Origin of the sequence: Corallococcus sp. AB049A, from assembly GCF_003668885.1 — a bacterium.
Taxonomy (GTDB): Bacteria; Myxococcota; Myxococcia; order Myxococcales; family Myxococcaceae; genus Corallococcus; species Corallococcus interemptor.
In genome coordinates this window covers 1-26,280 of record NZ_RAWL01000071.1, presented here as the reverse complement: position 1 = coordinate 26,280, position 26,280 = coordinate 1, and the positions used below count along the sequence as shown (strand labels likewise).

Annotated in this window: 27 protein-coding genes and 1 pseudogene; 18 read left to right on the top strand and 10 right to left on the bottom strand. The window is 69.9% G+C overall.

What is annotated here, in order from left to right:
- A pseudogene (locus tag D7X55_RS10740) lies at window positions 1-469 on the bottom strand (hypothetical protein); the annotation flags it as partial.
- Window positions 470-653: 184 nt separating this feature from the next.
- Between D7X55_RS10740 and D7X55_RS10735 the strand changes: the two are divergent.
- Window positions 654-1,634, top strand: a complete 981-nt coding sequence (locus D7X55_RS10735; RefSeq protein WP_120550514.1) for a hypothetical protein — start codon at window positions 654-656, stop codon at window positions 1,632-1,634.
- 24 nt (window positions 1,635-1,658) lie between these two features.
- On the opposite strand, the gene D7X55_RS10730 is transcribed toward D7X55_RS10735, so the two are convergent.
- Window positions 1,659-2,330: a DsbA family protein gene (locus D7X55_RS10730; RefSeq protein WP_121723002.1), complete on the bottom strand. Its 672-nt coding sequence runs from the start codon at window positions 2,328-2,330 to the stop codon at window positions 1,659-1,661.
- A gap of 195 nt (window positions 2,331-2,525) precedes the next feature.
- Window positions 2,526-3,545, bottom strand: a complete 1,020-nt coding sequence (locus D7X55_RS10725) for a RimK family alpha-L-glutamate ligase (RefSeq protein ID WP_120550516.1) — start codon at window positions 3,543-3,545, stop codon at window positions 2,526-2,528.
- A 77-nt stretch (window positions 3,546-3,622) separates the two neighbouring features.
- On the opposite strand from D7X55_RS10725, the gene D7X55_RS10720 reads away from it, so the two are divergent.
- From D7X55_RS10720 to D7X55_RS10700, 5 genes are all read left to right on the top strand, one after another.
- Window positions 3,623-5,059 carry a sigma 54-interacting transcriptional regulator gene (locus tag D7X55_RS10720; protein ID WP_167510849.1) on the top strand — a complete coding sequence of 479 codons (1,437 nt, stop codon included), beginning with the start codon at window positions 3,623-3,625 and terminating at the stop codon, window positions 5,057-5,059.
- Between the two features lie 170 nt (window positions 5,060-5,229).
- Window positions 5,230-6,006, top strand: a complete 777-nt coding sequence (locus D7X55_RS10715) for a TadE/TadG family type IV pilus assembly protein (RefSeq protein WP_120550517.1) — start codon at window positions 5,230-5,232, stop codon at window positions 6,004-6,006.
- Window positions 6,003-7,622 (top strand): pilus assembly protein, encoded by a 1,620-nt coding sequence (locus D7X55_RS10710; protein ID WP_120550518.1) that lies wholly within the window; start codon window positions 6,003-6,005, stop codon window positions 7,620-7,622. The genes D7X55_RS10715 and D7X55_RS10710 overlap by 4 nt, the downstream gene beginning before the upstream one ends.
- Window positions 7,619-8,641, top strand: coding sequence for a pilus assembly protein (locus tag D7X55_RS10705; protein WP_121723001.1), 1,023 nt, complete (start codon window positions 7,619-7,621; stop codon window positions 8,639-8,641). Before D7X55_RS10710 ends, D7X55_RS10705 begins: the two co-directional genes overlap by 4 nt.
- A complete protein-coding gene (locus D7X55_RS10700) occupies window positions 8,641-9,420 on the top strand; it encodes a hypothetical protein (protein WP_121723000.1) in 780 nt (259 codons plus the stop codon). The genes D7X55_RS10705 and D7X55_RS10700 overlap by 1 nt, the downstream gene beginning before the upstream one ends.
- Window positions 9,421-9,423: 3 nt before the next feature.
- On the opposite strand, the gene D7X55_RS10695 is transcribed toward D7X55_RS10700, so the two are convergent.
- Window positions 9,424-9,792, bottom strand: coding sequence for a hypothetical protein (locus D7X55_RS10695; protein WP_147442849.1), 369 nt, complete (start codon window positions 9,790-9,792; stop codon window positions 9,424-9,426).
- A 152-nt stretch (window positions 9,793-9,944) separates the two neighbouring features.
- Here D7X55_RS10695 and D7X55_RS10690 point away from each other — a divergent pair, with 152 nt between their 5' ends.
- Together D7X55_RS10690 and ileS are read left to right on the top strand one after the other, a co-directional pair.
- Window positions 9,945-10,238, top strand: coding sequence for a hypothetical protein (locus D7X55_RS10690; protein ID WP_147442850.1), 294 nt, complete (start codon window positions 9,945-9,947; stop codon window positions 10,236-10,238).
- A 10-nt stretch (window positions 10,239-10,248) separates the two neighbouring features.
- On the top strand, window positions 10,249-13,134 hold the full coding sequence (ileS, locus tag D7X55_RS10685; protein ID WP_121722999.1) for an isoleucine--tRNA ligase: 2,886 nt from the start codon (window positions 10,249-10,251) through the stop codon (window positions 13,132-13,134).
- Between the two features lies 1 nt (window position 13,135).
- On the opposite strand, the gene D7X55_RS10680 is transcribed toward ileS, so the two are convergent.
- Window positions 13,136-13,903: a Mut7-C RNAse domain-containing protein gene (locus tag D7X55_RS10680; RefSeq protein ID WP_121722998.1), complete on the bottom strand. Its 768-nt coding sequence runs from the start codon at window positions 13,901-13,903 to the stop codon at window positions 13,136-13,138.
- Between the two features lie 242 nt (window positions 13,904-14,145).
- Between D7X55_RS10680 and D7X55_RS10675 the strand changes: the two genes are divergently transcribed.
- Window positions 14,146-15,354, top strand: a complete 1,209-nt coding sequence (locus D7X55_RS10675; protein ID WP_120550526.1) for an endonuclease/exonuclease/phosphatase family protein — start codon at window positions 14,146-14,148, stop codon at window positions 15,352-15,354.
- 66 nt (window positions 15,355-15,420) lie between these two features.
- Here the strand turns inward: D7X55_RS10675 and D7X55_RS10670 are convergent, their stop codons facing one another.
- Window positions 15,421-15,774 (bottom strand): hypothetical protein, encoded by a 354-nt coding sequence (locus D7X55_RS10670; protein WP_120550527.1) that lies wholly within the window; start codon window positions 15,772-15,774, stop codon window positions 15,421-15,423.
- Between the two features lie 142 nt (window positions 15,775-15,916).
- Here D7X55_RS10670 and lspA (D7X55_RS10665) point away from each other — a divergent pair, with 142 nt between their 5' ends.
- From lspA (D7X55_RS10665) to D7X55_RS10640, 6 genes are all read left to right on the top strand, one after another.
- Window positions 15,917-16,546, top strand: a complete 630-nt coding sequence (gene lspA, locus D7X55_RS10665; protein WP_120550528.1) for a signal peptidase II — start codon at window positions 15,917-15,919, stop codon at window positions 16,544-16,546.
- A 32-nt stretch (window positions 16,547-16,578) separates the two neighbouring features.
- On the top strand, window positions 16,579-17,193 hold the full coding sequence (gene lspA, locus D7X55_RS10660) for a signal peptidase II (protein ID WP_121722997.1): 615 nt from the start codon (window positions 16,579-16,581) through the stop codon (window positions 17,191-17,193).
- A gap of 19 nt (window positions 17,194-17,212) precedes the next feature.
- Complete coding sequence (locus D7X55_RS10655) at window positions 17,213-18,514, top strand: prolipoprotein diacylglyceryl transferase (RefSeq protein WP_121722996.1); 1,302 nt, start codon at window positions 17,213-17,215, stop codon at window positions 18,512-18,514.
- 39 nt (window positions 18,515-18,553) lie between these two features.
- Window positions 18,554-19,633, top strand: coding sequence for an MXAN_5187 C-terminal domain-containing protein (locus tag D7X55_RS10650; RefSeq protein WP_121722995.1), 1,080 nt, complete (start codon window positions 18,554-18,556; stop codon window positions 19,631-19,633).
- A 13-nt stretch (window positions 19,634-19,646) separates the two neighbouring features.
- Window positions 19,647-20,162, top strand: coding sequence for an HAD family hydrolase (locus D7X55_RS10645; protein WP_121722994.1), 516 nt, complete (start codon window positions 19,647-19,649; stop codon window positions 20,160-20,162).
- Window positions 20,163-20,353: 191 nt separating this feature from the next.
- A complete protein-coding gene (locus tag D7X55_RS10640; RefSeq protein WP_306437721.1) occupies window positions 20,354-20,731 on the top strand; it encodes a hypothetical protein in 378 nt (125 codons plus the stop codon).
- Window positions 20,732-20,744: 13 nt separating this feature from the next.
- On the opposite strand, the gene D7X55_RS10635 is transcribed toward D7X55_RS10640, so the two are convergent.
- Window positions 20,745-21,578 carry an SDR family NAD(P)-dependent oxidoreductase gene (locus D7X55_RS10635; protein ID WP_121722992.1) on the bottom strand — a complete coding sequence of 278 codons (834 nt, stop codon included), beginning with the start codon at window positions 21,576-21,578 and terminating at the stop codon, window positions 20,745-20,747.
- 145 nt (window positions 21,579-21,723) lie between these two features.
- On the opposite strand from D7X55_RS10635, the gene D7X55_RS10630 reads away from it, so the two are divergent.
- Genes D7X55_RS10630 through D7X55_RS10620 form a run of 3 tightly spaced genes read left to right on the top strand, consistent with a single transcriptional unit; the run spans window position 21,724 to window position 23,635 of the window.
- Complete coding sequence (locus tag D7X55_RS10630) at window positions 21,724-21,954, top strand: hypothetical protein (RefSeq protein ID WP_199746924.1); 231 nt, start codon at window positions 21,724-21,726, stop codon at window positions 21,952-21,954.
- Entirely contained in the window at window positions 21,951-22,871 is a 921-nt protein-coding gene (locus D7X55_RS10625) for a tetratricopeptide repeat protein (protein ID WP_120550535.1), read from the top strand. The genes D7X55_RS10630 and D7X55_RS10625 overlap by 4 nt, the downstream gene beginning before the upstream one ends.
- 17 nt (window positions 22,872-22,888) lie before the next feature.
- Window positions 22,889-23,635 carry an SDR family NAD(P)-dependent oxidoreductase gene (locus tag D7X55_RS10620; protein ID WP_121722991.1) on the top strand — a complete coding sequence of 249 codons (747 nt, stop codon included), beginning with the start codon at window positions 22,889-22,891 and terminating at the stop codon, window positions 23,633-23,635.
- Here D7X55_RS10620 and D7X55_RS10615 read toward each other — a convergent pair.
- The 3 genes from D7X55_RS10615 to D7X55_RS10605 all read right to left on the bottom strand — a co-directional run.
- On the bottom strand, window positions 23,632-24,543 hold the full coding sequence (locus tag D7X55_RS10615) for a DUF6929 family protein (RefSeq protein ID WP_121722990.1): 912 nt from the start codon (window positions 24,541-24,543) through the stop codon (window positions 23,632-23,634). The two genes, D7X55_RS10620 and D7X55_RS10615, sit on opposite strands and share 4 nt — an antisense overlap.
- A 21-nt stretch (window positions 24,544-24,564) precedes the next feature.
- A complete protein-coding gene (gene mgtE / locus D7X55_RS10610) occupies window positions 24,565-25,893 on the bottom strand; it encodes a magnesium transporter (RefSeq protein ID WP_121722989.1) in 1,329 nt (442 codons plus the stop codon).
- Between the two features lie 159 nt (window positions 25,894-26,052).
- Window positions 26,053-26,280: VOC family protein (locus tag D7X55_RS10605; protein ID WP_199746923.1), on the bottom strand; the 228-nt coding region annotated here is incomplete at its 5' end.

Genomic DNA, 26,280 nt, shown 5'->3' with positions numbered 1-26,280 from the left:
GCCGGGGAGAGGGGGCGATGTTGTTGCGGCCGCCGCGGACCGCGGAGGCGTCGTGGCTGTTGTTCCAGCGGTAGCCCCGGCTGCCGCGGTCGTACGTGTAGCCCGCGCCCCACGAGCCGCGCGGGTAGTAGTCGTGCTGGTGGCGGCCGTGGAGGTTGCAGTACCCGCCGCTGGCGATGGGGTGGTAGTCCCAGTACCAGACCACCGTCGGGCCCCGGTAGTAGTAGACGTCGTCCGTGTAGACGTAGGACGTCGTGGGCGGCTGGTAGTCATGGACGTGGGCGTAGTCCTCCGGGCACCAGCCACCGCCGTAGTCGTCCGGCACGGGGTGCGCTCCGGCGAACCGGTACTCCGCCACGGGCGCGACGTAGGCCACGCGGCGGACGGGGCGGTGCGAGTGGGCCTCGACGACACAGCCCGTCCCCATCAGCAGGGCCACGGGGACGACCAGGGCGAGCAAGCGGTTCATGGTGGATCTCCTGGCGCGGAAGTGGACCCTCAAAGCGTCCCGCTCCGCAACCCTCTGCCCCCTCCGACGCAGGGGTGTCCCGGAAATTCATCCGGCGTGCCCGCCCGCCGGCAAGGGGAGGGGGCCGCCTGATATGACACCCGGAACGCGGCCCCCGGGACGCCGCGCCGGGGAGACGGAACAGATGTCGGATGTGGATTTCGGACGCGCGATGGGTGCGCACTGCGCGCTGCACCCGGTGCTGGAGGCCACGGGCACCTGCGCGCGCTGCGGCAACTTCACCTGCAACGCGTGCAACCAGGACGGCACGTCGCGCTACTGCCCCACGTGCCGGGAGCGCTCCGGCGACGCGTTCCCCCTGGGGCGCGAGACGTGGTCCTTCAGCCAGCTGTGGGACGTGTGCTGGCCGGCGTTCCAGCGCGAGTGGGCCATGCTGTCGCTGTCGGTGCTCGTCATGCTGGGCGTGTCCCTGGGCGCGCAGCTGCTCATCAACGTGGGCACGGCCATTGGCGCGGCGGCGGACAGCGTCGTGCTCACCGTGGTGCTGAGCATGGTGGGGCTCGTGGCCCACCAGCTGGTGCAGGGGCTGGTGCAGCTGGGCATGGTGCGCGTGTGCTTCGACGTGCTGAAGGGAGGCCGCGCGAACGTGGAGCGCCTCTTCAGCCAGATGAACAAGGCGGTGCCCTACGCGCTGACCATGACGCTCGTCTTCGTCATCGTGCTGGTTCCGCTGGCCCTGCTCATCTTCCTGAGCATCCTCGCGTTCGTGGGCACGGGCCTGATGGACAGCTTCAGCCTGAAATCAGGCTACTCGTACCAGTTCTTGGACGCGCTGGTGCCCTTCCTGGGCGTCATGGGCCTGGGGTTCCTGGTGCTGGTGGGGCCTCTCACGTACCTGATGCTGCCGCTGTACCTGGTCCAGCCGGAGCTCGTGTTCCACGACGCGCCGCCCTCGCCCTTGGAGGTGCTGCGCCGCAGCTGGGCGGCGGCGCGCGGCCAGCGGCTCTCCATGTTCGCCGTGGCGCTGGCGTCGGGCGCCATCATGCTGGCGGGGTTCTTCGTGTGCTGCGTGGGGGTGATCCCCGCCATGGCCCTGGTCCAGCTGCTCACCGCGGGGATGTACCTGGCCGTGCGCTCACCCTGGGACGAGAGCGCGAGCTCCTGACCCAGGGCGGAGCGGCTGGGGCCTTCAGTGCACCAGCCGCTCGGAGGAACCCGAGCGGGGCACGGCCACCTTGCCCAGGCACGCGAGGATGTGCTCGCGGTACTCGGACAGCTCGCGCAGGCCGCACAGCATCCAGCGGCCGCCAATCACCAGCGTGGGCACGCCGCGCACGCCGCGGCTGCCGGCCAGCCGGTGCTCGTCGTAGATGAGCCGGCGCGTCTCCTCCGACCGGAAGGCCGCGGAGAACTGGTTCATGGACAGGCCCACACGCGACGCCAGCTCGAACACGACATCCGAGCGGGACACGTTCACGCCCTGCTCCAGCGCGGCGCGCTGCATGGACCGCGCGAGGAAGGCCCGCGCCTGGGGCCCCTGGAGCCGCGCTGCCTCCAGTGCCGCCAGCGCCGGAACGCTGGAGCGTGGCGGATCACCGCCGAGCCACAGGTCCGTGGAGAGCAGCGCGGCCGTGGGGTCGGTTTCGCGCTGTGCGCGCTTCACCTCTTCCACCAGCCCGCGCACTTCGCGCTCCGTGGGCAACACGTCGTGCAGACGCAAGGGGTAGGGACGCACGCTCCAGCGGACGGCGTCGCCAAACTCCTGGCGAAGCACCTCCAACCGTTGGTCGGCGAGGTAGCACCAGGCACAAAGCACATCCTGGTAGACGGTGATCTGCAGCGGCTTGTGCAGCGTTTTCATCGGGGGTCGCCAGATTAGAGGCGCATCCCCGCCGCTGCCAACACCCACGGACAAACCACGCCCGGATGCATTCCCGTATTCCTGAGGAGCATCCAAGGCACCGTGCGCACCGTGAAGTCCCGCACGCACGCCACGGAGCAGGCGGGCAGGCACGCAGATGCTGCTCGCGCGCCTGCTCTCACCACAACATCTCGTTCAGGAAGCTCGGCCGGCCCTCGTGCGCAGCACGCTTCCCCGGGTCCCCGCGTACACCAACGCGTGCTCCACGATGTGCCCCGCGATGTCCTGACCGGTGGCGCCCTCCAGTCCCTCGAAGCCGGGGCTGGAGTTGATCTCCATCAGGCGCGGGCCCTCACGGCCCTCCAGCATGTCCACGCCCGCGACCTCCAGGCCAATGATGCGCGCCGCCTTCACCGCGGCCTCCACGTAGTCCGGGGGCAGGGTGATGGCGCGGCCCTCGCCGCCGCGGTGGATGTTGGAGCGGAACTCGCCCTTCTTCGCCTTGCGGCGCATGGCGCCCACCACGGTGTCGCCCACCACCAGCGCGCGCACGTCGCGGCCCTCGCTCTCCGCGACGAACTCCTGCAGGACGATCTCCTGGCCCAGGTCCCAGAAGGTGTCGAGGATGGTCTGCACCTCCGGCAGCGTGTGGGCGATCATCACGCCCACGCCCTGGGTGCCCTTGATCAGCTTGATGATGACGGGCAGGCCGCCCACCTCCTGCACCAGCTTGCGAACGTTGCCGCGGTCGTGCGCCATCACCGTCCTGGGCATGTCCAGCCCCGCGCGCGCGAGGAACTGGAGCGCGCGCAGCTTGTCGCGGCTCCGCGCGATGGCGGTGGGCGGGTTGAGGACGGGCACGTCCATCATCTCGAAGTGGTTCACCACCGCCAGGCCGTACGCGGTGATGGACGCGCCAATGCGCGGAATCACCACGTCCACGCCCTGCACCTCCGCGCCGCGGTAGGTCATGCGCGGCTTGCCGCGGGCCAGCAGCAGGCAGCAGCGCAGCGTGTCGAACACGAGCGCCCGGTGGCCCCGGGCCTTGATGGCCTCCACCAGCCGGCGGGTCGAGTACAGCGAGCGCTTGCGGGACAGGATGGCCACGGTCTTCTTCACGCGCGGCCGCTTGGGTCGCGGTGCGTCAGCGCGCTCGGGTGCCTGCGCGCCAGGCGGGACGGGCGCCTTCTTCGGCTGGGCTTTTCGGGGGGGCATGCGGGGCGCGGGACACTAGCACGCACGGGCATGGAGGCACGGTGGGTGGGCACCCTTTGCTATCCTCGCGTTCACTGATGACCGCCTCCAACCCCCATCCCGACGACATCCACACCAATCCCGGAGACGTCGGGCTCGAACTGTCGTCCCAGTCCCCCCTCCTGGGAGAGACGCTGGTGGTGGATCCGCGCGCCAGCGTGAAGCTGCACAAGTGCCGGCTGCTGGTGACGTCGGGGCCGGACACCGGGCGCTCCATGGCCAGCGACAAGGAGCGGCTTCGCTGCGGGGCCCACCCGGGCAACGACCTGGTGCTGGTGGAGGACCGCACCGCCAGCCGCCACCACTTTGAAGTGCAGTACACCGAGCGCGGCTACCTCCTGGTGGACCTCAACTCCACCAACGGCACCTTCCTGGACGGCCGCCGCATCGAACGGGCCTACCTGTCCCCGGGCTCGCAGATCCGCGCCGGCTCCTCCGTCATCACCTTCGCGCCCCTGGATGAAGAGGTGGCGGTGGAGCCCGACCGCGAGGGCGAGCTGTGCGGCATGGTGGGCCAGAGCGTGAAGATGCGGCAGGTGTTCGGGCTGATCAAACGCATCGCGCCCATGGACGTCTCCGTCATCATCCAGGGGGAGACGGGCACCGGGAAGGAGCTGGTCTCCAGCGCCATCCATGAGCTGTCCGGCCGCAAGAAGGGCCCCATGGTGGTGCTGGACTGCGGCGCCATTCCGCCCAACCTCATCGAAAGCGAGCTGTTCGGCCATGAGAAGGGCGCCTTCACCGGCGCCACCGCCAGCCGCCCCGGCGCCTTCGAGCGTGCGCAGGGCGGCACCATCTTCCTGGACGAACTGGGCGAGCTGCGCCTGGACCTGCAGCCCAAGCTCTTGCGCGTGCTGGAGAACCGCGAGGTGCGCCGGGTGGGCGGCAACGACGTCATCGAGGTGGACTGCCGGGTCATCGCCGCGACCCACCGCGACCTGGTGAAGGAGATCGCCCAGGGCAACTTCCGCGAGGACCTCTACTTCCGCCTGTCCGTCATCCACATCCAGCTGCCGCCCCTGCGCCAGCGCCGGGACGACATCCCGCTCATCCTCAAGCAGGCGCTGGCGGAGCCGGAGGTGGTGGAGACGCACGGCCGCAAGCGCTTCTCCGCGGAGGCCCTGGGGCTGCTCATGGCCTACCCCTGGCCCGGCAACGTGCGCGAGCTGATGAACGTCCTCTCCCACGTGCTGACCTTCTCCGACGAGGGCGAGGAGATATTGCCCTCCCATCTGCCCCCGCGCGTCCGGGGTCAGGCCCGCGAGGGGCCGCTGCCCTTCAACGAGCACCTGGCCTTCAAGGACGCCAAGGAGCAGCTGCTGGAGAACTTCGAGCGCGAGTACGTCACCAGCGTCCTCACCCGCTGCGAGGGCAACCTGTCCCGCGCCGCCCGGGAGAGCGGGCTGCACCGCAAGTCCATCGAGCGGCTGGTGAAGAAGTATCAGCTGGACGCGAAGGGGCTGAAACCCCGCTGAGACAGCGCTGTCACACGGTTTCAGTCAGGGTGTCACACCTGCCTGGGAAGTTTCCCAAGAGCGCTGTCCTCTGAGACAATCCGGGTCCCCCCTCGGACCCCGACGCGGTGTGTCGGCGGTCACTTGACGGATACTGCGAGATTCCCCCCTCCCGCAGGATGAGTCTCCGTATGCGCGCACGTTCCCCCCGTGAAGCAGGCGAGTCCGGCCAGGCCGCGGTCGAGTCAGCCATCACCTTGCCGCTCGTGGTCTTCCTCGTGCTGGGGACGCTGCAGCTCTTCCTGATGATGCAGGGCCGCCTGATGGCGGAGTACGCGGTCTTCCGCGCCACGCGCGTGGGCAGCGTGCGGCACGGCGACTGCGAGGCGATGACGCACGCGGCGGTCGTGGCGCTTCTGCCCAGCTTCTATTCGTACCTGGGCGGCGGTGGTGGCGGCACGCCGGGCCAGCGGCTGGCGGCGGCCTTCGCGGCGCGCCGCAACAACGCCTTCAACCAGTTCCGCTACGTGCCGGGGCCGGATGGCAACCACGACGGCCAAATCCTGTGGCTCATCCGTGAGAGCCCCTTCGCGGGGTCGGTGCCCGACGACGACGGCCACTTCGACCAGTTCGACGCGGACATCCGGCGCCTGGAGATGCGGCTCATCTACTGGTTCCCGCTGAAGATTCCGTTCGCGGACTGGGTCATCAGCCGCATGGTCCTGGCCCGCTGGGGCTGGCAGGACTACACGGCGCAGAACCCGCTGATGCTCACGCAGAAGGCGCAGTGGCAGCAGACCGAGGTCCTCAACGTGGAGGCGGCGATCCGCGCGGAGGTCATGGCCCGGTTCGCCGTGAAACAGTACGTGATGCCCATCCAGGCGTCCGCCTCGCTGCGAATGATGACGCCGTTGCAGCGGCGCTACTTCACCACCCAGAACTGCGCTCCGGCCCCGGAGGTCCTATGAAGCTGCCGCGTCTCTCCCGTGGCCAGACGTTGGTGCTGTTCACCCTCACCCTGCTGCTGATGACGCTGCTGGTCTGCCTGACGCTGTCGCTGGGCAGCAAGGTGAAGGAGAAGATGGAGACGCAGGCCGTCGCGGACGCCGTGGCCTACAGCCAGGCGGCGCAGACCGCGCGCGTCTTCAACGAGATGGCGCTGATGAGCCGCGCGCAGATTGGGCACATGGTGTCCCAGGCCGCGGTCAACAGCCTCATCAACTGGAGCAGCTACTACCGCTCGCAGGTGGGCGCCGCGGTGGTGGCCTACCAGATGGCCTCCGCGCCGTACTGGGCGCGGGTGCCGTGCTGTGCCCCTCATTCGGGCTGCAGCGCTTTCTGCGGCTGCTCCCTGGCCGCCATCGCGGCCATCAACACGTCCGTGCTGCGGCTCATGTCGTACGACGCGATGCTGGCGGCGCAGTGGGAGGCCCTGGAGGCGCCCGCCGCCCGCCGCTCCATGCTGCTGGGCCGCGCCGCGCAGCTGATGTTCCTGGATGGCCAGACGCTGGAATACACGCGCTTCATGCTGGAGATGCAGCGCGAGCGCGTGGCCGGCCGCATCGTCGAGGACGCCCAGCGCGGCAGTCCCTTCAACGGGGAGATCAGCTCCAACAGCAACACGGCCATCGACGAAGTCTACCTGGGCCTGGGCGCGGTGATTCCAGACATCTTCTCCCAGCACCACGTCTTCGCGGCCATTGGCAGCCGGGGCCACAGCTTCGTGACGATGCGCAACCTCTACCCCACCGCGGACGCGGCCGTCACCACGGGCATCCAGACGCGGGCCATCACGCCGCCGGACGTCTTCGTGTCCGAGGTCGGGTTTGGCGCCGGCTACTGGTCGGAGATGCCGGACCACGCGAGCTTCGGCTCCAGCGACTGGGCCGCCTACGCGGATGACCACGGCTTCGCCACGGTGACGTTCAACCGGGGCCGTCCGCCCTGCCAGCCGACCTCCGGCGGCACCATGATCAGCGCGTCGCTGCTGCGCGCCACGGACGTGATGGACAGCACGGACATCCACGCGTGGCTGCCGTCCGCGACCTCGGGCCTGGGCATGGACATGGAGCCCGCGCAGACGCGGCATGACATGGGCCGCTGCACGCGGCTGGGCATTGGCCGGTGCCCGTCCGTGTGGCCCATGTTCATGGACTACAACGGCCTGCACCTGATGGACAAAGGGGACATCTGGGGACAGCCGAAGAACTACGCGGTCATCCAGCGCGACTACGCCCAGCGAGCGGCGGCCGGCGGAGACCCCTGGGACCTGCTGTTCCGCTTCCGGTTCAACCCGTCCAACAGCGGCACGGTGTTCGACAACCGGGGCGTGCACCTGGGGCCCATGTTCGGCGGCATGGACATCAGCCGGCAGACCTCCGTGTCCACGGGCGTCACCTACTACCACCGCCGCGACCACTGGAAGGAGCCGCCCAACCTGCTCAACCCCTACTGGCGCGCCACGCTGGCGACGGATGACGTGGACGGCGAGGACATGACCGACGCGCTGAACGACTCCTCCGTGGGCTGGGCGGCGGACGCCTACAACGCGCTGAAGGCCCAGGGCTACCGGGGGATGCCATGAGCCCCCGCGCGAGGCGCGCACCGCGCGGCCAGGCCGTGCTGGAAGCGGCCATTGGCATGATGGTGTTCACCACGGTGCTCGTCTTCCTCATCCACTTCTCGGAGATCTCCGTGTTCTCCGTGAAGGTGACGGCGGCGACGCACGCCGCGCTGCTGGACGCGCCGGGCTACGAACTCCATGACTGGCCGGGGGACTCCGACCCGTCACGCGAGGCCGTGGTCAAGGCCGCCGCGGCGATGACCGACGCCTACGCGGACTTCGACGGGCTCAGCCGCACGCCGGGCCCGGGCACGGGCATCACCCAGGCCTTCACCCGGACGGACGGCATGCAGGTGACCTGCACGCCCAACGGCCCGGGGTATGATCCGCACCCCTTCGCCTTCGTGGCCTACAGCGACGGCGGCGGCATCGCCTGCAACGCGCGGGCGCAGCTGTCCGCCTTCAAGTTCCCGCGGCGCTACGTGGAGGAGTCGCAGGGGTCCACGGGGTTCTTCAAGGAGGCCCACTACGACATGGGCCCCCTGAACGTGTGTGGCATTGGCCGGGCGTGGGGCGGGAACTGCTCCGCGTCGCTGACCAGCATGCTGGATGACTGGGGCCTGACGGGTGACCGCGAGTCCGGCTCGTGCCCCATCGTCCCGGACGTGCCCGCGCCGTGTCCCATGAACATCCCCTACTGGAACATGGCGGCCAGCGTCTACGCGGCCAGCCTGATGACCAACGCGCTGGGCCCTGACTTCTCCGGCAGCGCCCTGGCCATGGGCATCGTGGGCAGCCTGCCTTTGCCCTTCTTCTACGGGGCGGAGAACATGTTCTGGATGAGCGCCGTGGGCGAGGAGTGGGGCTTCCTCCAGCCGATGCCGGTGGATCCGGGTGGCTACTACGGTCCCACGGCGTTGATCTTCGCGTGGCCCACCTCGCCAGGGGCCATGCCTCCAGGGCCCTTCATTGGCGCGGTCCCCTATCCCCTCGCCTGGGCGCAGCGCGAGGGCTGCTTCCTGGGGAAGGACTGCCCCTGATGCTGTCTTCGCTGCTGTTGTCGCTCGCGCTGTCGGCGGGCCCGTCCAGTGCGCCGGATGCGGGAAGCCCACCGGCGCGTCCGACCTCGCGAGGCAAGGCGCCGGTGAAGGCGCAGCCGGCCGCCGCTCCCGACGCGGGCGTGCTGGCAGCCGAGGCGCCCAGGGCGCCCTTCCGCTGGGACATCCCGGGCAAGGTCGTCTGGGTGCAGTCCCCGGGGCCGCAGGTGTCCGACGGCGTCCCCATGAACCTGGAGCTGGCGCGGACCGACTGGCCGCTCAACGCCGTCATCCAGCACATCATGGAGAGCTTCCGGAAGGCCGGCTTCTACATGGCCCCCATGCGCGAGCAGCGCTCGCCCACCACGGAGCCCATGCTGACCGCGCTCGACGTGGAGAAGCTGCTCGCCTACACGGTCATCTTCCAGGAGAACGCGGACAAGTCCGTGACGCTCATCCTGGGCGTCTCCAACATGTCCAACTACAAGCCGCCCGGCACGACGCTCAGCTGGGCGCCGCTGATGCCCGGCGCGGAAGGGCTGACGCGTTCGGAGCTGGAGGGCGCGCACCTGGCGGTCTACGCAACGCAGCCCGGCACCACCGAGGCCCAGGTGTATGACTATTACCGCACGGCGCTGGCGCCCACGGGCTATGCGGAAGACCCCGAGGAGAAGGGGGTCTTCCGGCGGGGCTCGGAGCTGCTGATCATCACCACGCGCACCGAGGAGAACCGCCTGATGGTGTCCCTGCGCCACCGGCTGGGCGGCGCGAACGCTCCCTGAGCGTCAGTGACTGGAGCCCTTGCGGCGGACGTTCTGGGCGTTCTTGGCGTCCTTGGCGTTGGGCACCTTCATGCCGCAGCCCCGGCTGCAGGAGACCATCTTCTGCGCGCATTTGGCGGAACAGCCGCTGTCGCCCTTCTTGCACTGGTTCATGCAGCGGCCCATGGGCTCCTGGCACTTGGACACGCACTGCGCCTGCTCCTGGTCCTTGAAGGGCGGCTTCATCTCCTCGCCCTGGTCGTTCTTCACGGGCTGGAGCGGCGTCGTGGCCACGGCCGCGTTCAGGGACGCGGCGCCGGGGGACGCGGGGAGCGCCCAGGCCGCGGGGGCGGCGAACAGGCACAGCAGCAATGCGGCGAGGGGGGACCTCATGGGATGCCTTTCGATGGGAGCATGCGAGGGGGCACGCTCCATGCGGGAGCGCGTCGAGCATAGTCCTCCACCCGGCGGGAATGAAGGCGCTCCAGGGCTGCGCGCGCGGCGCTTCCTGGGCGATGATTCCCGGCCACAAGGAGCATGACGGCATGAAGACGCGAATCGCGATGCGGGGCTGGCTGGGATGGATGGCGCTGGGCGCGGTGCTGGTGGCGCCCCAGGCGCTCGCGCAGACGTGCAGCGAGAAGTGCAGCCTCAACGCCGGCTCCAAGCTCATTGCCTGTGCGAAGAAGTGCCCTCCGGGCAAGCCGGCGTGCACCGAAGCCTGCACGCGCGAGGTCAAATTCGAGCAGGCGAAGTGCAACAAGAAGTGTCCCAAGAGCAAGGGCAAGTCCAAGCCCCAGCCGCACTCGCATGACGACGGCCACGACCACGACGAGTAAGCCCGTGCCCATGAGCGACGCCCCCTCCCGCAAGGACCTCGACGCCACCGTCCACCTGCCGCGCACGGAGTTCCCCATGAAGGGGAACCTGGGCCAGCTCGAGCCGCGCCTGCTCACCTGGTGGCGGGACGAGGACGTGTGGAAGCAATTGCTGGCGAAGCACGCGGGCCGTGAGCCCTTCGTGCTGGCGGACGGGCCGCCGTACGCGAACGGCCACCTGCACGCCGGGCACGCGCTCAACAAAGTGCTGAAGGACATCGTGGTGAAGTTCCGGAACCTCTCCGGACGCCCGTGTGACTTCATCCCCGGCTGGGACACGCACGGTCTGCCCATCGAGCAGGCGGTGGAGAAGCGCCTCAAGGAACAGAAGCTGGACAAGCGCACGCTGTCGCGCGACGCGCTGCTGGAGCGCTGCCGCGAGTACGCGCTGGAATTCGTGGACATCCAGCGCGCGGAGTTCCAGCGGCTGGGCGTCTTCGGGACGTGGGACGCGCCCTACCGGACGCTCGACTTCAGCTACGAGGCGCAGGAGGTGCGGGAGCTGGCCGCGTTCGCGCGCCGGGGCATGCTGTACCGGCGCAAGAAGCCCGTGGCGTGGTGCCTCCAGGACCAGACCGCGCTCGCGGAGGCGGAGGTCGAGTACGCGGAGCACACGTCTCCGTCCGCGTACGTGGCCTTCGACGCGGAGGCCTCGCTGGTGGAGAAGCTGCCGCAGCTGAAGGGGCTGCGCGTGTCCTTCGTCATCTGGACCACCACGCCGTGGACGCTGCCGGCGAACCTGGCCATCGCCGTCAATCCCTCGTTCGAATACGTCTTCTACCGGCTGGAGGACCGCGTCCTCTGCGTGGCGAAGGACCTGCTGGCGAAGGTGCTGGCGGAGGTGAAGTCGGACGAGCTCGCGGTGAAGCACGTGCAGCTGCCCGGGGGCGAGGTGTCGTCGCCAGCGCTGGTGGACCCGTCCCGAATCCTCGCGTACGCGACGGGCGAGGACCTGGAGCACGTCACGTATCAGCACCCGTTCCTGGAGCGGCAGGGGCGTGTGGTGCTGGGCGAGCACGTGACGTTGGATGCCGGCACGGGGCTGGTGCACACGGCGCCGGGACATGGCCAGGAGGACTACGAGGTCGGCTTGAAGTACGGCCTGGACATCTACAACCCGGTGCGCGCGGACGGCCGCTACGACGACTCGGTGGGCGAGGTGCTCGCGGGGCGGCGCGTGTTCGAGGCGAACCCGGCGGTGTTGGAGTTGCTGGTGCAGCGGGGCGCGCTGCTCAATGACAAATCAGACACCGTCACGCACAGCTATCCGCACTGCTGGCGCTGCCACCAGCCGGTCATCCAGGCGGCGACCTACCAGTGGTTCATCCCCATGGACGCGCCGTTCCACGGCACGCAGACGTTCCGGCAGGTGGTGCTGGAGCAGGTGGACAAAGTGCAGTGGGTGCCGTCGTGGGGCCAGTCGCGGATCCGCGGCATGCTGGAGGGCCGCCCGGACTGGTGCATCAGCCGGCAGCGCAGCTGGGGTGTGCCCATCCCCATCGCGTACTGCGACGGGTGCGACGACGCGGTGGTGTCTCCGGAGCTGATGGAGCGCGTGGCGGCGGCGGTGGAGAAGGAAGGCGCGGGCGTGTGGTACCGCACGCCGGTGAAGGACTTCCTGGGGGCGGACTTCACGTGTCCCCGCTGCGGCAAGGGTGAGTTCCACCGCGAGACGGACATCCTGGACGTGTGGTTCGACTCGGCGTGCATGGCGTCCGCGGTGTTGGCGAAGCGGCAGCGCGTGCCGGCGGACCTGTTCCTGGAGGGGAGTGATCAGCACCGGGGCTGGTTCCATTCCTCGCTGCTGGTGTCAGTGGGCACGCGCGACGTGGCGCCCTACAAGGCGTGCCTGACGCATGGCTTCGTGGTGGATGGCCAGGGCGAGAAGATGTCCAAGAGCCGGGGCAACACGGTGGCACCGGACAAGGTCATCCAGCAGTACGGCGCGGAGGTGCTGCGGCTGTGGGTGGCGGCGAGCGACTACCGCAACGACGTGCGCCTGTCGGACGCCATCCTGAAAGGCCTGTCGGAGGGCTACCGGAAGATCCGCAACACGTTGCGCTACGCGCTGGGCAACCTGCACGACTTCGACCCGGCGAAGGACGCGGTGGCGCCGGATGCGTTGTTGCCCCTGGACCAGTGGGCGCGAGGACGGCTGGCGCAGGTGGCCGCGCGCGTGCGCCAGGCGTACGAGGACTATGAGTTCCACCTCGTCTACGCGACGGTGGTGGACTTCTGCGCCAATGACCTGTCGGCCGTGTACTTCGACATCCTGAAGGACCGGCTCTACACGGCGAAGAAGGACGGACCCGCGCGGCGCGGCGCGCAGACGGTGCTGCACGAGGTTCTCACGGTGCTGTTGCCGCTGCTGGCGCCGGTGATGAGCTTCACGGCGGAGGAGGCGTGGCAGCACCTGCCGGGAGAGCGCGCGAAGAGCGTGTTCCTGGCGGGCTTCGCGGACGTGAAGGCCACGATGCCGCCGGAGCTGGAGGCGCGCTACGCGAAGCTCTTCGCGGTGCGGAGCGCGGTGCAGGGCGTGCTGGAGGTGGCGCGGAGGGACAAGCGCATAGGCGCGTCGCTGGAGGCCCGCGTGGTGCTGAGCGCCACGGGCGCGGTGCGGGAGCTGCTGGAGGCGCACCTCGCGGAGCTGCCCGGGCTGTTCATCGTGAGCCAGGTGGAACTGGCGGACACGGCGTCCGTGGCGCTGGATGTTTCACAGACCTTCGGTGACGGCGCGTCGCTGTCCGCGGAAGTGCTTCCGGCCCTGGGCACCAAGTGCCCGCGCTGCTGGGTGTATTCCGAAGCGGTGGGGCAGGGGGATGATGTCTGTCTCAAATGCCGTGAGGCATTGAGCTGAGTCAGGGATTGGCGGTCTCCAGCTTGCGCAGCGTGTCCACCAGGTTCTGCATGCGTTCGTGGTGCGTGCCGGGCCAGAAGACACGCTTGCAGCTGGGGCACTGCTGGAAATTGCGGTGACGCTGGGCCACGCCTTCCGGGACGCGGCCCTGCACTTCCTCCGGCGTGGCGGTGGACAGCGGCCCGTTGCACGCGAGGCAGCGCGAGAAGGGCCGCATGCGCGACGTCAGGCCGTACCTTCGCACCACCTCCACCAGCTGATCCGCGGGCTCGCTGGAGCGCGGGAAGTAGCCGTGCACCACCTCCGAGCGCTTCAGCACGCCCAGGTCCCGCGTGAGCAGCACCCGCGCTTCGTCGTGGGACACGCGCGCCAGCTGGTCGTCCGCGGCGTCGTTGCGCCAGAGCGTGTCGAAGCCGAGCATCCGCAGGAAGCCCGACAGCCGCCCCAACCCCACGTCCAGGATGAAGCGCGGCATCTCCGGACGCGGTGGACCCACCCGCGCTTCCGGCGCGACCGCCGGGGTGGATGGGTCCAACGCCGGATACACGTCCACGCGCGTGTCCGCTTCCGCGCGCTGACCGAAACCCACCGGCTCGCCGTCCACCAGCACCACGTCCACCTCGGGGTGCGGTGGGCCCAGGGACTCGATGAGGTCCTTCACCGAAGGGCTGCCCTGCAGGACGTGCGTGAACGCCTGCCCCCGGCGCTCCGGTGCGACGAAGTCGTTCAGTGCGCCGTGAAACCGCACCGTGAGCTGCCGTGCTGACATCCTGGACTCCTCACGTCCTGCTGCGTCGTGGCTGAAACACGTGATGTCTTTCTTTGTATCCGAGCCTTCCGCAGCTACGGCGCGGTGCGCCTCTCGGATTCTTGAAAGACAGTGATTTCAATCCTCACGGGCGGTCATGGGACAGCCTTCTTGCAAACTTCTATACTCACGCGCCAGTCGGCGCGCCGAAGCCGACGGGTCACCCCCCTCGACACCCTCGGAAGCAAGGATCCAGGCCCTGTATGGCATCGAAGTTCTCCCCACTCCTCCGCCCCTTGCTTGCGCTGGGCTTCCTGGCCCTCGCTTGCGGCGAGGGTGAAGAGCCCCTCTCTCCCGCGGACTCGGGGACTTCCGTTGACGCCGGGACCCGCACCGACGCGGGCACCTCCGCGGATGCCGGCTCCGAAGTGGACGCGGGATCCGAAGTGGATGCCGGCTCCGAAGTGGACGCGGGATCCGAAGTCGACGCGGGCACCACCGTGGATGCGGGAACCGACGTGGACCCGGACCCCACGGATGCCGGTTCGACGGTCGACGCGGGCACCCCGGTGGACGCTGGCTCCACCACCGACGCGGGCACCACGACCGACGCAGGCACGGCGACCGACGCGGGCACGCCGACCGACGGCGGCTCCACGGGCGAGACGGATTCCGACGGCGGCTACACGCAGATCCGCCTGATGGCCTCCAACCTCACCAGCGGCAACGGCCAGGACTACGACCCGGGCCACGGCATCCGGCTGATGCAGGGCGTGAAGCCCGACATCGTGATGATCCAGGAGTTCAACTACAAGTCGGACTCGGCGTCGGACATGCGCGCCATGGTCGACACGGTCATGGGCACGGGCTCCTACTACTACCGCGAGACCGGCGCGCAGATCCCCAACGGCGTCATCAGCCGCTTCCCCATCATCGAGGCCGGCGAGTGGACCGACACCCAGGTGAGCAACCGCGACTTCGCCTGGGCCCGCATCGACATCCCCGGACCGCGTGACCTCTGGGTCGTCAGCGTGCACCTGCTCACCCGGAGCAGCGGCGTCCGCAACACGGAGGCCACCAACCTTGTGAAGTACATCAAGGAGAAGGTCCCGGCGGCCGACTACCTGGCCATCGGCGGTGACTTCAACACCGACTCCCGCTCCGAGTCGTGCTTCGGCACCTTCAAGCAGGTCGTGGACACCGCGGGCCCGCACCCGGTGGACAAGAACGGCAAGGACGGCACCAACGCCGGCCGCACCAAGCCGTATGACCACGTGCTCGTGGACTCCGACCTGCGCCAGTACCAGGTGCCCACCGTCATCGGGAGCAGCACCTTCAACAACGGCCTGGTGCTCGACAGCCGCGTGTACACGCCCATCTCGGAGATCTACCCGGCGCTGAACTCCGACAGCGGCGCCGCCAGCATGCAGCACATGGGCGTCATCAAGACGTTCCGCACGCCCAACTTCTAGCAGGGCGCGCGGCGGCGACGCGGGCCGGTCATCGGGAGTGCTCCCGGTGTTCCGGCCCGTGCCGTTTCAGAAGCTCCACTTGTGCTTGTTCTTCTCGATGAAGCGCCCCACCGGCGGGATGCGCGCGATGAGCGGCGTCAGCACGAACACCGCCGCCAGCCGTATCGGCTTCACCGCCTGCGACGCGATGTACGCCGCGCCCCACGCGCCCACGTTCGCGCCCGTGCCTTCCGGCTGGAAGCCGGCCCGGATGGCCGCCCAGAAGCCCACGATGACCAGGCCGAAGATGAGGTAGTTCACCGCGATGGCCAGCGGGCCGTACTCCACCAGCAGCGTCTTGAAGCGCGCCATCAACGACGGCTTCGCCGCGGGGGGCGTGGTGGTTCCGGGTGGGGCAATGTCGGGAGTGGAAGGCTTCACGTCGGGCTCAACAGGCGCCATGGGCGCACCATGCCCGAAACGGGCGGACCATGGGAGTTGAGAGGGCAGGCGGGCTGGCGGCTCGCGGCCCGGGTCCGGGTTGTCAGGGCTCCCGGGGGCGCGATAGAGGTTCGGGCACCGCATGAAAGCCTCCCTCCGCCTCCTCCTCGTGGTGGTCCTCGCCGTGCTGGCGGCGGATCAGGTGACCAAGTACCTGGCCGTGTCCCGGCTGACGGAAGCGCTGGATGGGCGCGAGGGCATGGCCCGCGTGTCCGGCTTCCTGAGCGAGCAGAACCTGGACAACGACCCTCCGGTGGAGGGCGTGTTCCGCAAGAACACGCGGCCGTACCGCTTCATCGAGGACTACTGGCACTTCCGCTACGTGGAGAACCCGGGCGCGGCGTGGGGCATGTTCTCCAACCTGCCGGACACCGCGCGCAAGGCGTTCTTCCACGTGGTGAGCCTGGCGGCGCTGGGCTTCATCCTGATGCTGTACCGCAAGACGGAGCCGTCGCAGAAACTGGTGCGCGTGGCGCTGGCGCTCATCACCGGCGGCGCGCTGGGCAACTTCGTGGACCGGCTCATCCGGGGCTACGTCATCGACTTCATCGACTGGCACTGGCGCAACCAGCCGGGCATGCGCTGGCCCACGTTCAACGTGGCGGACGCGGCCATCTGCGTGGGCGTGGCGCTGATGCTGCTGGACTCGCTGCGCCGGCCGGAGCCCGTGGCCACCCAGCCGCTGCCCCAGGGCACGAGCCCCCAGCCGTGACGCGCGGGGGTGGGCTGATATAAGCCCCTCCCGTGCCGCGCAAATACGCCATCCTCCTCGCCCTCACGCTGGGCGTCATCGTGCTGGACCAGTGGACGAAGTACCTGGTCGTGCGCGACCTCACCACCCGGTTCGACGGAGCCACCACGCTGTCGGAGCGCCTGGGCGAGTTCTATTCGCCCGCGCAGGAGCCGGGCTACCGGGGCCTGCACTTCCAGCCGAAGACGCACGTGGAGGTGGCGGAGAACTTCTTCCGCCTGCGCTACGCGGAGAACCCGGGCGCGGCGTGGGGCATGTTCAGGAACCTGCCCCCGAACGTGCGCGGCCCGCTCTTCCACCTGGTGAGCGTGGGCGCGGTGCTGCTCATCGTCTTCTACTTCCGGAAGCTGTCCGGCACGGACCCCGCGGAGGTGTGGGCGCTGTGGGGCCTGCCGCTGGTGCTGGGCGGCGCGCTGGGCAACTACATCGACCGCGTGGCGCGGGCCTTCGTCATCGATTTCCTGGAGGCCCATTGGTACGACAAGGCCGCCTGGCCGTCGTTCAACGTCGCGGACATGGCCATCTGCATCGGCGTGGGCATGCTCGTGGTGGATGCCTTCGTTCGCAAGGAGAAGCCCGAGGCTTCCGCCCCCGCGAAGGCTTCGTGAAAGCCTGGAGGTCTCCCCCATGCTCCCCGTCCTGCTGCGCCTGTCCTTCACCACGCTGTGGATGCAGCTGTTGCTGTACGCCGCCGCGGTGGGAGTGGTGGCCTCCGTCGCCGTCAACGGCTGGAAGGGCACGCTGGGGCCGGTGGATCCGCGCACGGGCAAGGAGGGCTCCGCGCCGTTTCAAGACAAGCTCTGGCGCGCGGTGGGGTTCGCGGTGGTGGGCGGCTTCCTCGCGTACTTCGGCCTGAAGTACGCGCTGCCCGCGGACGCCTTCCCCGGCGGCAAGGGCGAGGGCATCCCGCTGCACACCTACGGCCTGCTGCTGGCGCTGGGCTTCAGCACGGCGGTGGCGGTGGCGGGCCGGCTGGCGCAGGACGAGTGGCGCCGGGTGACCCTGGTGGAGGGCCAGGGCCAGGTGGACACGGAGGGGCCCAGGAAGCGCGAGCAGGTGATGGACCTGGCGTTCTGGGTGCTGGTGGGCGGGCTCGTGGGCAGCCGCGTGCTGTTCGTGCTGGTGAACTGGCAGGACTACGCGCGCGACTGGACGCAGGCCTTCTCCCTGGGCGGCGGTTTGGTTTTCTACGGCGGCCTGATGGGCGCGGGGCTGGCGGCGTTCCTCTTCGCGCGCAAGCACGGCCTGGACTTCCTGCGGCTCGCCGACGTGTGCATCCCCACCGTGTCGCTGGGGCAGTGCCTGGGGCGCCTGGGGTGCTTCTCCGCCGGGTGTTGCTGGGGCGACATGGCGGGGAGCCATTCGCCCACGGGCGTCACCTTCCCGGGCTCCGGGCTGGCGCAGGACCTGTTTGGCCGGCTGGGGGGCGCGTCCAGCCTGGCGTATGGCTCGCAGGCCGGGGACCAGCGCTTCGTGGTGGAGGCGACCGGGCAGGTGCTCCATGAGTGGGCGCCGGGCGCGGTGCGCATCTCCGACTGGGTGGCCCAGCACGGCACCACGCTGCCGGTGTACCCCACGCAGCTCTTCGAGTCGGTGGGGCAGCTGGTGCTCTTCGTGGTGCTCCTGTACGTGCGCCGCTTCCGCCGCTTCCACGGGCACATCTTCGCCCTGTGGCTGATGGCGTACGCCTGCCTGCGCACCACGGTGGAGCTGTTCCGGGGCGACGTGGAGCGCGGCACCCTGCACGGCCTGCTGGAGTCGCTGGGGGCCCAGGGGCTGGCCGGGGCGGTGCCCCTGGAGGCCTGGTACAACGTGTCCACCAGCCAGTTCATCTCCCTGTGCATGTTCACCTTCGGTGCGCTGCTGATGGCGCGCCACCGACCGGCGGGTGAGTCCGCTGGCCTGGGGCCCACACCGTCAGCGGCATGAGGTTGCGAGCCGCGCCCGGGTTGGGGACACTCCGGGGACATGCCGCCGCCCGACAATGCCCGGTCCTCCGCCAAAGGTGGGGGCCGGTCCGCGCCGCAGGACGCCAGTTCCTCCAGCGAAGCCGCCCTTCACGAATGTGAGGAGCTGGAGGCGGCCATCGCGGAGCTGCGCAACAACTACGAGCAGTACTTCATGGGCATGGAGCGCCAGGCGCCCATCCGCGCGCATGAGGACCTGAAGAAGCGGATGCTCAAGCTCAAGGGCGCCTTCGTCCGCAGCACGGCGGTGAAGTTCCGCGTGCAGAGCCTGCACAACAAGTTCCTCACCTACGAGCGGCTGTGGACGCGCACGCTCCAGGAGATTGAAGCCGGCACCTACCGGCGCGACCTGGCCAAGGCCCGCCGCCGCGCGGAGAAGAAGCCGGGCACCAGCGCGGGCCAGAAGGGCGTGGTGGAGCTGCCGGAGGAGATCGACGACATGGACTTCGAGGAGATCGAAGAACTTGCCGGCCGGCGCCCCATCAACGAGCCGAAGCTCGCCACGGAGTTTCTGGCGGAGCCGCAGCCCGCGGCGGGCACGCCCTTCCGTGGGACTCCCGCGGTGGCGCAGCCGGCGGGCGCGCCCCGGGGCACGCCCGCGGGGCTGGTGCCTCCGAAGCAGGGAGTGCCGGCGGTGTCGCCCGTGGGCGGGCTGCCGTCCATCGCGCCCGTCCCGGCGGTGGGGGCGTCGAAGCTGCCTTCGGTGACGCCGGTGGTGGCGCCGGGCGGGACTCCGGCGGCGGGGCGTCCGGCGGTGGTGCCTCCGGGCATGGCCGCGAAGGCTCCGGCGGCGGCCCCCCAGCCCGCGCGTCCGGCGGCGGCTCCGGCGGCGGCGCCCCGTCCCGCGGCCGCGGGCCCCGGTGGCGGCATGTCCGACGACAAGCTGCGCGCGGTGTACGACGCGTACGTCACCGCGAAGCGCCGCTGCCAGGAGGACACGTCCAAGCTGTCCTACGAGTCCGTGGCCGCCACGCTGCGCAAGCAGGTGCCGGAGTTGCTCAAGCAGCACAACGCGAAGGCCGTGGAGTTCAAGGTCGTCATCAAGGACGGCAAGGCCTCGCTCAAGGCCGTGCCCAAGTAGCGGGAGGCGCGGCGTGAACCAGGACCTGGAGTCGCTCAAGGCGCGCGTGGCGCGCCTGTCGGTGATGATCTTCGACATCGACGGCACGCTCACCGACGGCCGCATCTTCTGGGTGCCCAACTCCGGCTGGACGCAGATGTACAGCGTGCGCGACGGCATGGGCATCAAGCGGCTGCAGGAGGTGGGCATCGAGGTGGCCGCCATCTCCGGTGGCGACAGCCTCTCCGCGCAGATGCGCATGCAGTCGCTGGGCTTGCGCCACGTGCACTTCGGCAGCCAGGACAAGGTGGCGCACTTCGAGAAGCTGCTCGGCATCCTCAACGTGTCCGCGGAGCACTGCGGCTACATGGGGGACGAAGTGGTGGACCTGCCGCTGCTCAACGCGGTGGGCTTCTCCGCCACCGTGCCGGAGGCGCCGGACGAGGTGCGCGCGCAGGTGCACTACGTGGCCCAGCGCGCCGCGGGCTTCGGCGCCGCGCGCGAGGTGTGTGAATTCATCTTGAAGCACCGGACGCGCTCCGCGCCGTGAAGTGCGCGGCTCCTTCTGCCTCACCGTCAAACCGGTGGGACGGGAAAGATGCCCAAACGTTCGCTCCTGGAAACGCCTACCTCCCCCGCTGGCGTTCGGGTTGTCGCTCCCAGGGCCCGTTCCTACCTTGCGCTGCCTGACGGCCGGTGAGCGGCCCGAGACACCTGGGAGGCGACGTGGGGATGCGGCGGATGTGGCTCGGACTGGCAGCGACGGTGGGGCTCGCCGTGTCCACCGGGTGTGGCGGGCCGTCCCCGGAGGACTCCGAAGCGCGGCTCGCGGTCCTGGAGGCCGAAGGCAAGCAGATGGACCAGGCCCTGGACGCGGTCGAGGACCGGCTCCTGGGCAGCCAGGGCCGGCTCGCCATGTGGAACGAGCTGGGACGGCGTCACCAGGAAGTGAGCGCCATCCAGTGCAAGGTGGCTGACGCCCACATGGCCGCCATCCTCAAGCACGAGGACAAGCAGAACCAGAAGGCGCGCATGGTGAAGCAGCGCAACTCGATGGCGTCCGTGGACACCGCCGTGCTGACCTCCGGCAAGGCGCCCGCGCAGCAGCGCAGCAACTGAAGCTTCCTCGTGCCTAGCCGGGGAGGCGCGCGGTGCGCTCGCGCATGCGCTTCTCCACCGCGATGACGCCCCGGAGGAAGATGCCGGGCGCCAGCCGCCGCAGGCGCCAGAACCAGCGCGCATCCGCCATGGGCAGCACGTGCGGCGCGTTCTGGTCCACCGCCTTGAGCAGCCGCGCCGCGACCCACTCCGGGCCAATCTTCGACTGGTCCACCAGCTTCACGCTCATGCGGCGCGTCTCCGGGTCGGAGTAGGGCGCGGCCGCGGAGGCGATGTTGGTGCGGAAGAACGTGGGGCACGCCACCGTGACGCCCAGCCCCAGGGGCTGCAGCTCCGCGTAGAGCGTCTCCGACAGCGCGACCACGGCCGCCTTGGACGTGTTGTACGCCGCCAGGTTCGGCGCGTACACGAGCCCCGCCGCGGACGCGATGTTGAGCACGTGCCCGCTTCCCTGCTTCTTCAGGCGCGGCACGAACGCGTGGCAGCCGTGGATGACGCCCCACAGGTTCACGTCCAGCACGCGCTTCCACTCGGACAACGGCAGCGTGCCCACCGCGCCTCCGGTGGCGACGCCCGCGTTGTTCACCACCAGGTCCACGCCGCCAAACGCCTCGTCCGTGGCGCGCGCCAGCGCCTCCACCGCGTCCGGGTCCGTCACGTCGCACGGGTGCACGCGCGCCTCGCCGCCCAGCTCCGTGACGCGGCGGGCGGTGTCCTCCGCGCTGGCCTGATTCACGTCCGACACCATCACCCGCGCCTGACGGGCCGCCAGGGCTTCACACAGCGCGCGGCCCAGGCCGCTGCCGGCGCCCGTCACCACCGCGCGAGGACGAGAGGGAAGGCTCATGCTTCAGGACTCCTGGAGTGAAAGAGGGAAAAGCCGTGACGCGACAGGGCTAGCACGACGGGCGGCCAGGCGGGCGCACGGTTCGTGACCCGGAGTCAGAAGTTGGCTAGAACCCACGGCCGTGCAACGCGCCTTGGTGGCAGCAATGGCAGTCGCGGCGGCGGCGCTCCTGGGATGCAACGACCTGGAGAACTGCGGTTCGACGCCGGTGGAAATCACCCGGACCGACGGGGGCCTCTACCGTTGTGTGACGTCCGAGGACTGCCCCAGGACGTCACGCGTCTCCGTGTGCGTGACGGACGTCTCCTCCGAGCGCGAGTGCGTGCGCTGCGACGAGACGCGCTGCGTGCGCCTCATCCCGGAGTCCTGCCAATGACGCGGAGGCTGTCGCGTTGGGCGTGTGTCCTGGCGGTGGGGGCGCTCGCCGTCACGGGGTGCCGGGACAAGCCGGTGGACCACATGCAGCGCGCCCGCGACGCCATCTTCGAGAAGCGTCCGGACGAGGCGCTGGTGGAGTACCGCAAGGCCTACGAGATGCTCTTGCGCGACGAGTCCCCGGAGGCGCTGGTGATGCGCGCCCGGGCGCTCAAGGGCGCTGCCGACGTGTACTGGCTGGAGCAGCGCAAGGTGAAGGAGGCGGTGAGCGTCTACCGCCAGCTCATCCAGCAGTGCCCGGAGGCGCCGGAGTCGCTGGAGGCGCGCATCATCCTGGCGGAGCTGCTGCGGGTGCACTACCGCGACCTGCGCGGCTCCATTGATCAGCTCACCGCCGCGCTGCACCGCAACCCGCCGCAGAGCGCGGAGCTGCAGTACCAGGTGGCCAAGACGTACTTCGAGCTCCAGGACTATCCGCAGTGCGAGCTGGAGGCGAAGAAGCTGCCGGACCGCTTCGCCACCAGCCCGTACGTGGACGACGCGCTCTTCCTCCAGGCGCAGGCGCTGGCCATGGTGGAGGGCAAGCGCCAGGAAGCGCTGAAGACGTACGCGGACCTGCGCACGCGCTTCCCGGACTCGGAGCTGGCGCCGCACGCCCTCTTCGAGATGGGCAAGCTGCGCGCGGACGCGGGCGACAACGAGAAGGCCATCGAGACCTGGGTGGAGTGCTTGAAGACGCACCCCGACCCGTCGCTGGTGCAGGACGCCATCACCCGGGCACGCCGCCGCCTGGCCAACCTCACGGTGGAGGGCATTGGCAAGAAGGAGGTGGCGTTCGACCGCAGCAAGCAGGCGCGCACCTCCGTGGAAGCCATGGGTGGCAGCGCCGAGGAAGCCGCCCGCGACCGCGGCGACTGACCGCAGGAGACATTCACATGAACGTGCTGGTGACAGGGGCCACGGCGGGCATCGGGCAGGCCATCGCGCGCCGCTTCGTGAAGGAGGGCGCGCGCGTCATCGCCGCCGGACGGCGCGGCGACCGGCTGGACGCGCTCCGGGCGGAGCTGGGTGAGCGGCTGCTGCCGGTGACGCTGGACGTGACGGACAAGGCGGCGGTGAAGGCGGCGTTCGCCTCGCTGCCGGCGGACTTCGCGCGGGTGGACGTGCTGGTGAACAACGCCGGGCTCGCGCTGGGGATGGAGCCCGCGCAGTCCGCGCGGCTGGAGGACTGGGACGTGGTGGTGGACACCAACGTGAAGGGCCTCCTGTACTGCACGCGCGAAGCGCTCACCGGCATGGTGGCGCGCGACAAGGGCCACGTCATCAACATCGGCTCCATCGCGGGCGAGTTCCCGTACCCCGGCGGCAACGTGTACGGCGCGACGAAGGCGTTCGTGCATCAGTTCACGCTGAACCTGCGCGCGGACCTGCACGGCACCGCGGTGCGCGTCACGGACATCCAGCCGGGCCTGCTGGGCGGCACGGAGTTCTCCAGCGTGCGCTTCCGGGGCGACGACGCGAAGGCCGCCGCGCTCTACGACAAGACCCAGCCGCTCACGCCGGAAGACGTCGCGGACACGGCCTGGTGGGTGGCCACGCGCCCGGCGCACGTGAACATCAACGTCATCTCCATGATGCCGGTGGTGCAGGCCTTCGGGCCGCTGGTCGTGAAGCGCGGCTAGCCCGGCACGGGCAGCGCGGCTTCCAGCAGTGGCGCGGGCACCGACGGGTCGTCCGCGTCCGCCACCAGCAGCACGTGGACGCGGCCACCCTCCACGCGCGCGTCCACGCCCTCCAGCTTCACGGGCGCGTCCACCGCGTCCAGGTACACGGGCGTGCCATCCGGCGCGAGCACGCCCACCGCCGAGCCCTTCAACGGCCCGTCCGCCACGCGGTCGCGAGACGCCTCCGCCGTGGCGGTGAACACCACGCGCCCGTCCGGCAGGGGCGACGCGTCCGTGAAGGACAGCCGGACGCCGTTGGCCTCACCCAGCTCCCACCGGCGCACGGTGCGCACGGCCTCCGGCCCCATCACGCCCACGTCCAGGCTGGCCAGCACGCGGTCCAGGTCCAGGTCCACCAGCGCGTCCACGCCGCCCTCGCCGTTGCCCCGGTTGAGCAGCCGCAGCCGCTTGCCCGCCACCGCCGCGCCTTCGATGTTGAGCGCCACCAGCTCGCGCTCCAGCTGCACGTAGAGCGACGTGCAGTCCACCGTGCGCGGCGCCCCCGCGAGCGTCCCGTCCGCGTTCAACGGCAGCACCGACGCCCGGCGCCTCACGGGCGTGGACCCGGACGGCAGCGCCAGCAGCGCCCCGTGCGCGAAGGACGCGGAGGGGCCCAGCCGGCACAGCGCCTCCAGGTCCGGCTTCGCCGCCTTGCGCTCCGCGTGCCCCTCCGGAAGCTCCCCGGGAAAGAGGCGCACGGTGTGGCCCGGCGCGTCTCCGGCCGCGGGGAACACGGCCAGGTGGAGCGCGTCGTCCGCGACGACGTAGAGCCAGTCCCCCGCGCGCACCAGGCCGCTGGCGGCGGAGACGTGCGGGGCTTCGGGCGCCGCGAGGGTGAGGATGCGGCGGCGGGTGGTGGGAATCATGGTGCCCCCAAGCGTCGCTGACTACAGCAGGGTGCCGCTCAGGAAGAGGCTGGCGGCCGTGAAGTAGATGACGAGTCCGGACACGTCCACCAGCGTGGCCACGAAGGGCGCGGACGCGCTCGCGGGGTCGAAGCCCACGCGCCGCAGGATGAACGGCAGCATGGAACCGGACAGCGTGCCGAAGATGACCACGCCCACCAGGGACACGCCCACCGTCAGGCCAATGAGAAACGCGTGCTCGCCGTAGCTGTGGAACAGCGCCTGCCACGCAATCACGCGCAGGAAGCCCACCAGGCCCAGTACCAGGCCCAGCGCCAGGCCCGTGCTCAGCTCCCGCCGGGCCACGCGCCACCAGTCCTTCAGCCGCATCTCCGACAGCGCCAGCGACCGGATGATGAGCGTGGTGGCCTGGCTGCCGGAGTTGCCGCCGGAGCTGATGATGAGCGGGATGAAGAGGCTCAGCACGACGGCGCGGGCAATCTCATGCTCGAAGTAGCCCATGGCCGTGGCGGTGAGCATCTCCCCCAGGAAGAGCACCATCAGCCAGCCGGCGCGCTTCTTGAGCATCGCCATGAAGCCCACGTCGAAGTAGGGCGCGTCCAGGGCCTCCATACCGCCGACCTTCTGGATGTCCTCCGTGGCCTCTTCCTGGACCACGTCCACGATGTCGTCCACCGTGACGATGCCCTTCATGCGCCGCTGCTCGTCCACCACGGGCATGGCCATGAAGCTGTGCTCGGAGAAGGTGCGGCTGACCGCCTCCTGGTCCGTGTTCTCCGCCACGGTGATGACGTCGCGAATCATCACGTCCGCCACGCGCTTGTCCGGCGCGGCCTGGAAGAGCTGGCGCAGCGACAGCACGCCCTGGAGGCGCTGCTCCGCGTCCAGCACGTAGGCGTAGTAGACGGTCTCCACCTTCTCGCGCGCCTGCTTGCGCAGGTACCCGATGGCCTCGTCGATGCTCATGTCCGGGCGCACGCGGGCGAAGCGCGGGTTCATGAGGCCACCCGCGTCGTCCTCCGAGTACGCCAGCAGGACGTTCACCTCGCGGCGGCTGGCGTCGTCCAGCTGGGACAGGATGGCGTCCACCTGCTCCGGCTCCACGGCCTGGACCAGGTCGGCCAGGTCGTCCGGGGGGAGCAGGCGGACCCAGGTGCGGCGCTCGGCCGGGGGGAGGCTGAGGATGAGCTCGCCCTGTTCGCGCGCGGTGAGGCCCAGGAAGAAGTCGTCCGCCACCGCCGCGGGCAGCAGGCGGAAGCCCTCCAGGCGCTCGTCCACGGAGAGCACGGCCCACGCCTCGTGAAGCTCGTCGGGGGACAGCGCGTTCTGGCTCTGGGGACTCTCCACCATGATGACGGCCTCGGAAGAAGAGGGGGAGGGTGCGCGGCCTCGCTGCGTTTTGCGCGCGCGGGCCTCTCTACACCCCCTCCGGGGGCACGGCGAGCGGAAGGCGCGAAACAGCCCGAGGAATGTCCTGTCCGCCTGCCTGCCTGGGGCGCCCGGGGTGGGTCAGGCCTTCTGCTGGATGAGCTCCACCTTGTAGCCGTCCGGGTCCTCCACGAAGGCGATGACGGTGGTGCCGTGCTTCATGGGGCCGGGCTCGCGGACGACCTTGCCGCCGGCCTGGCGGATGGCATTGGCGGTGGCGTGGATGTCGCTGACGCCCAGGGCGATGTGGCCGTAGGCATTGCCCAGCTCGTACTTCGCCGTGTCCCAGTTGTGGGTGAGCTCCAGGGC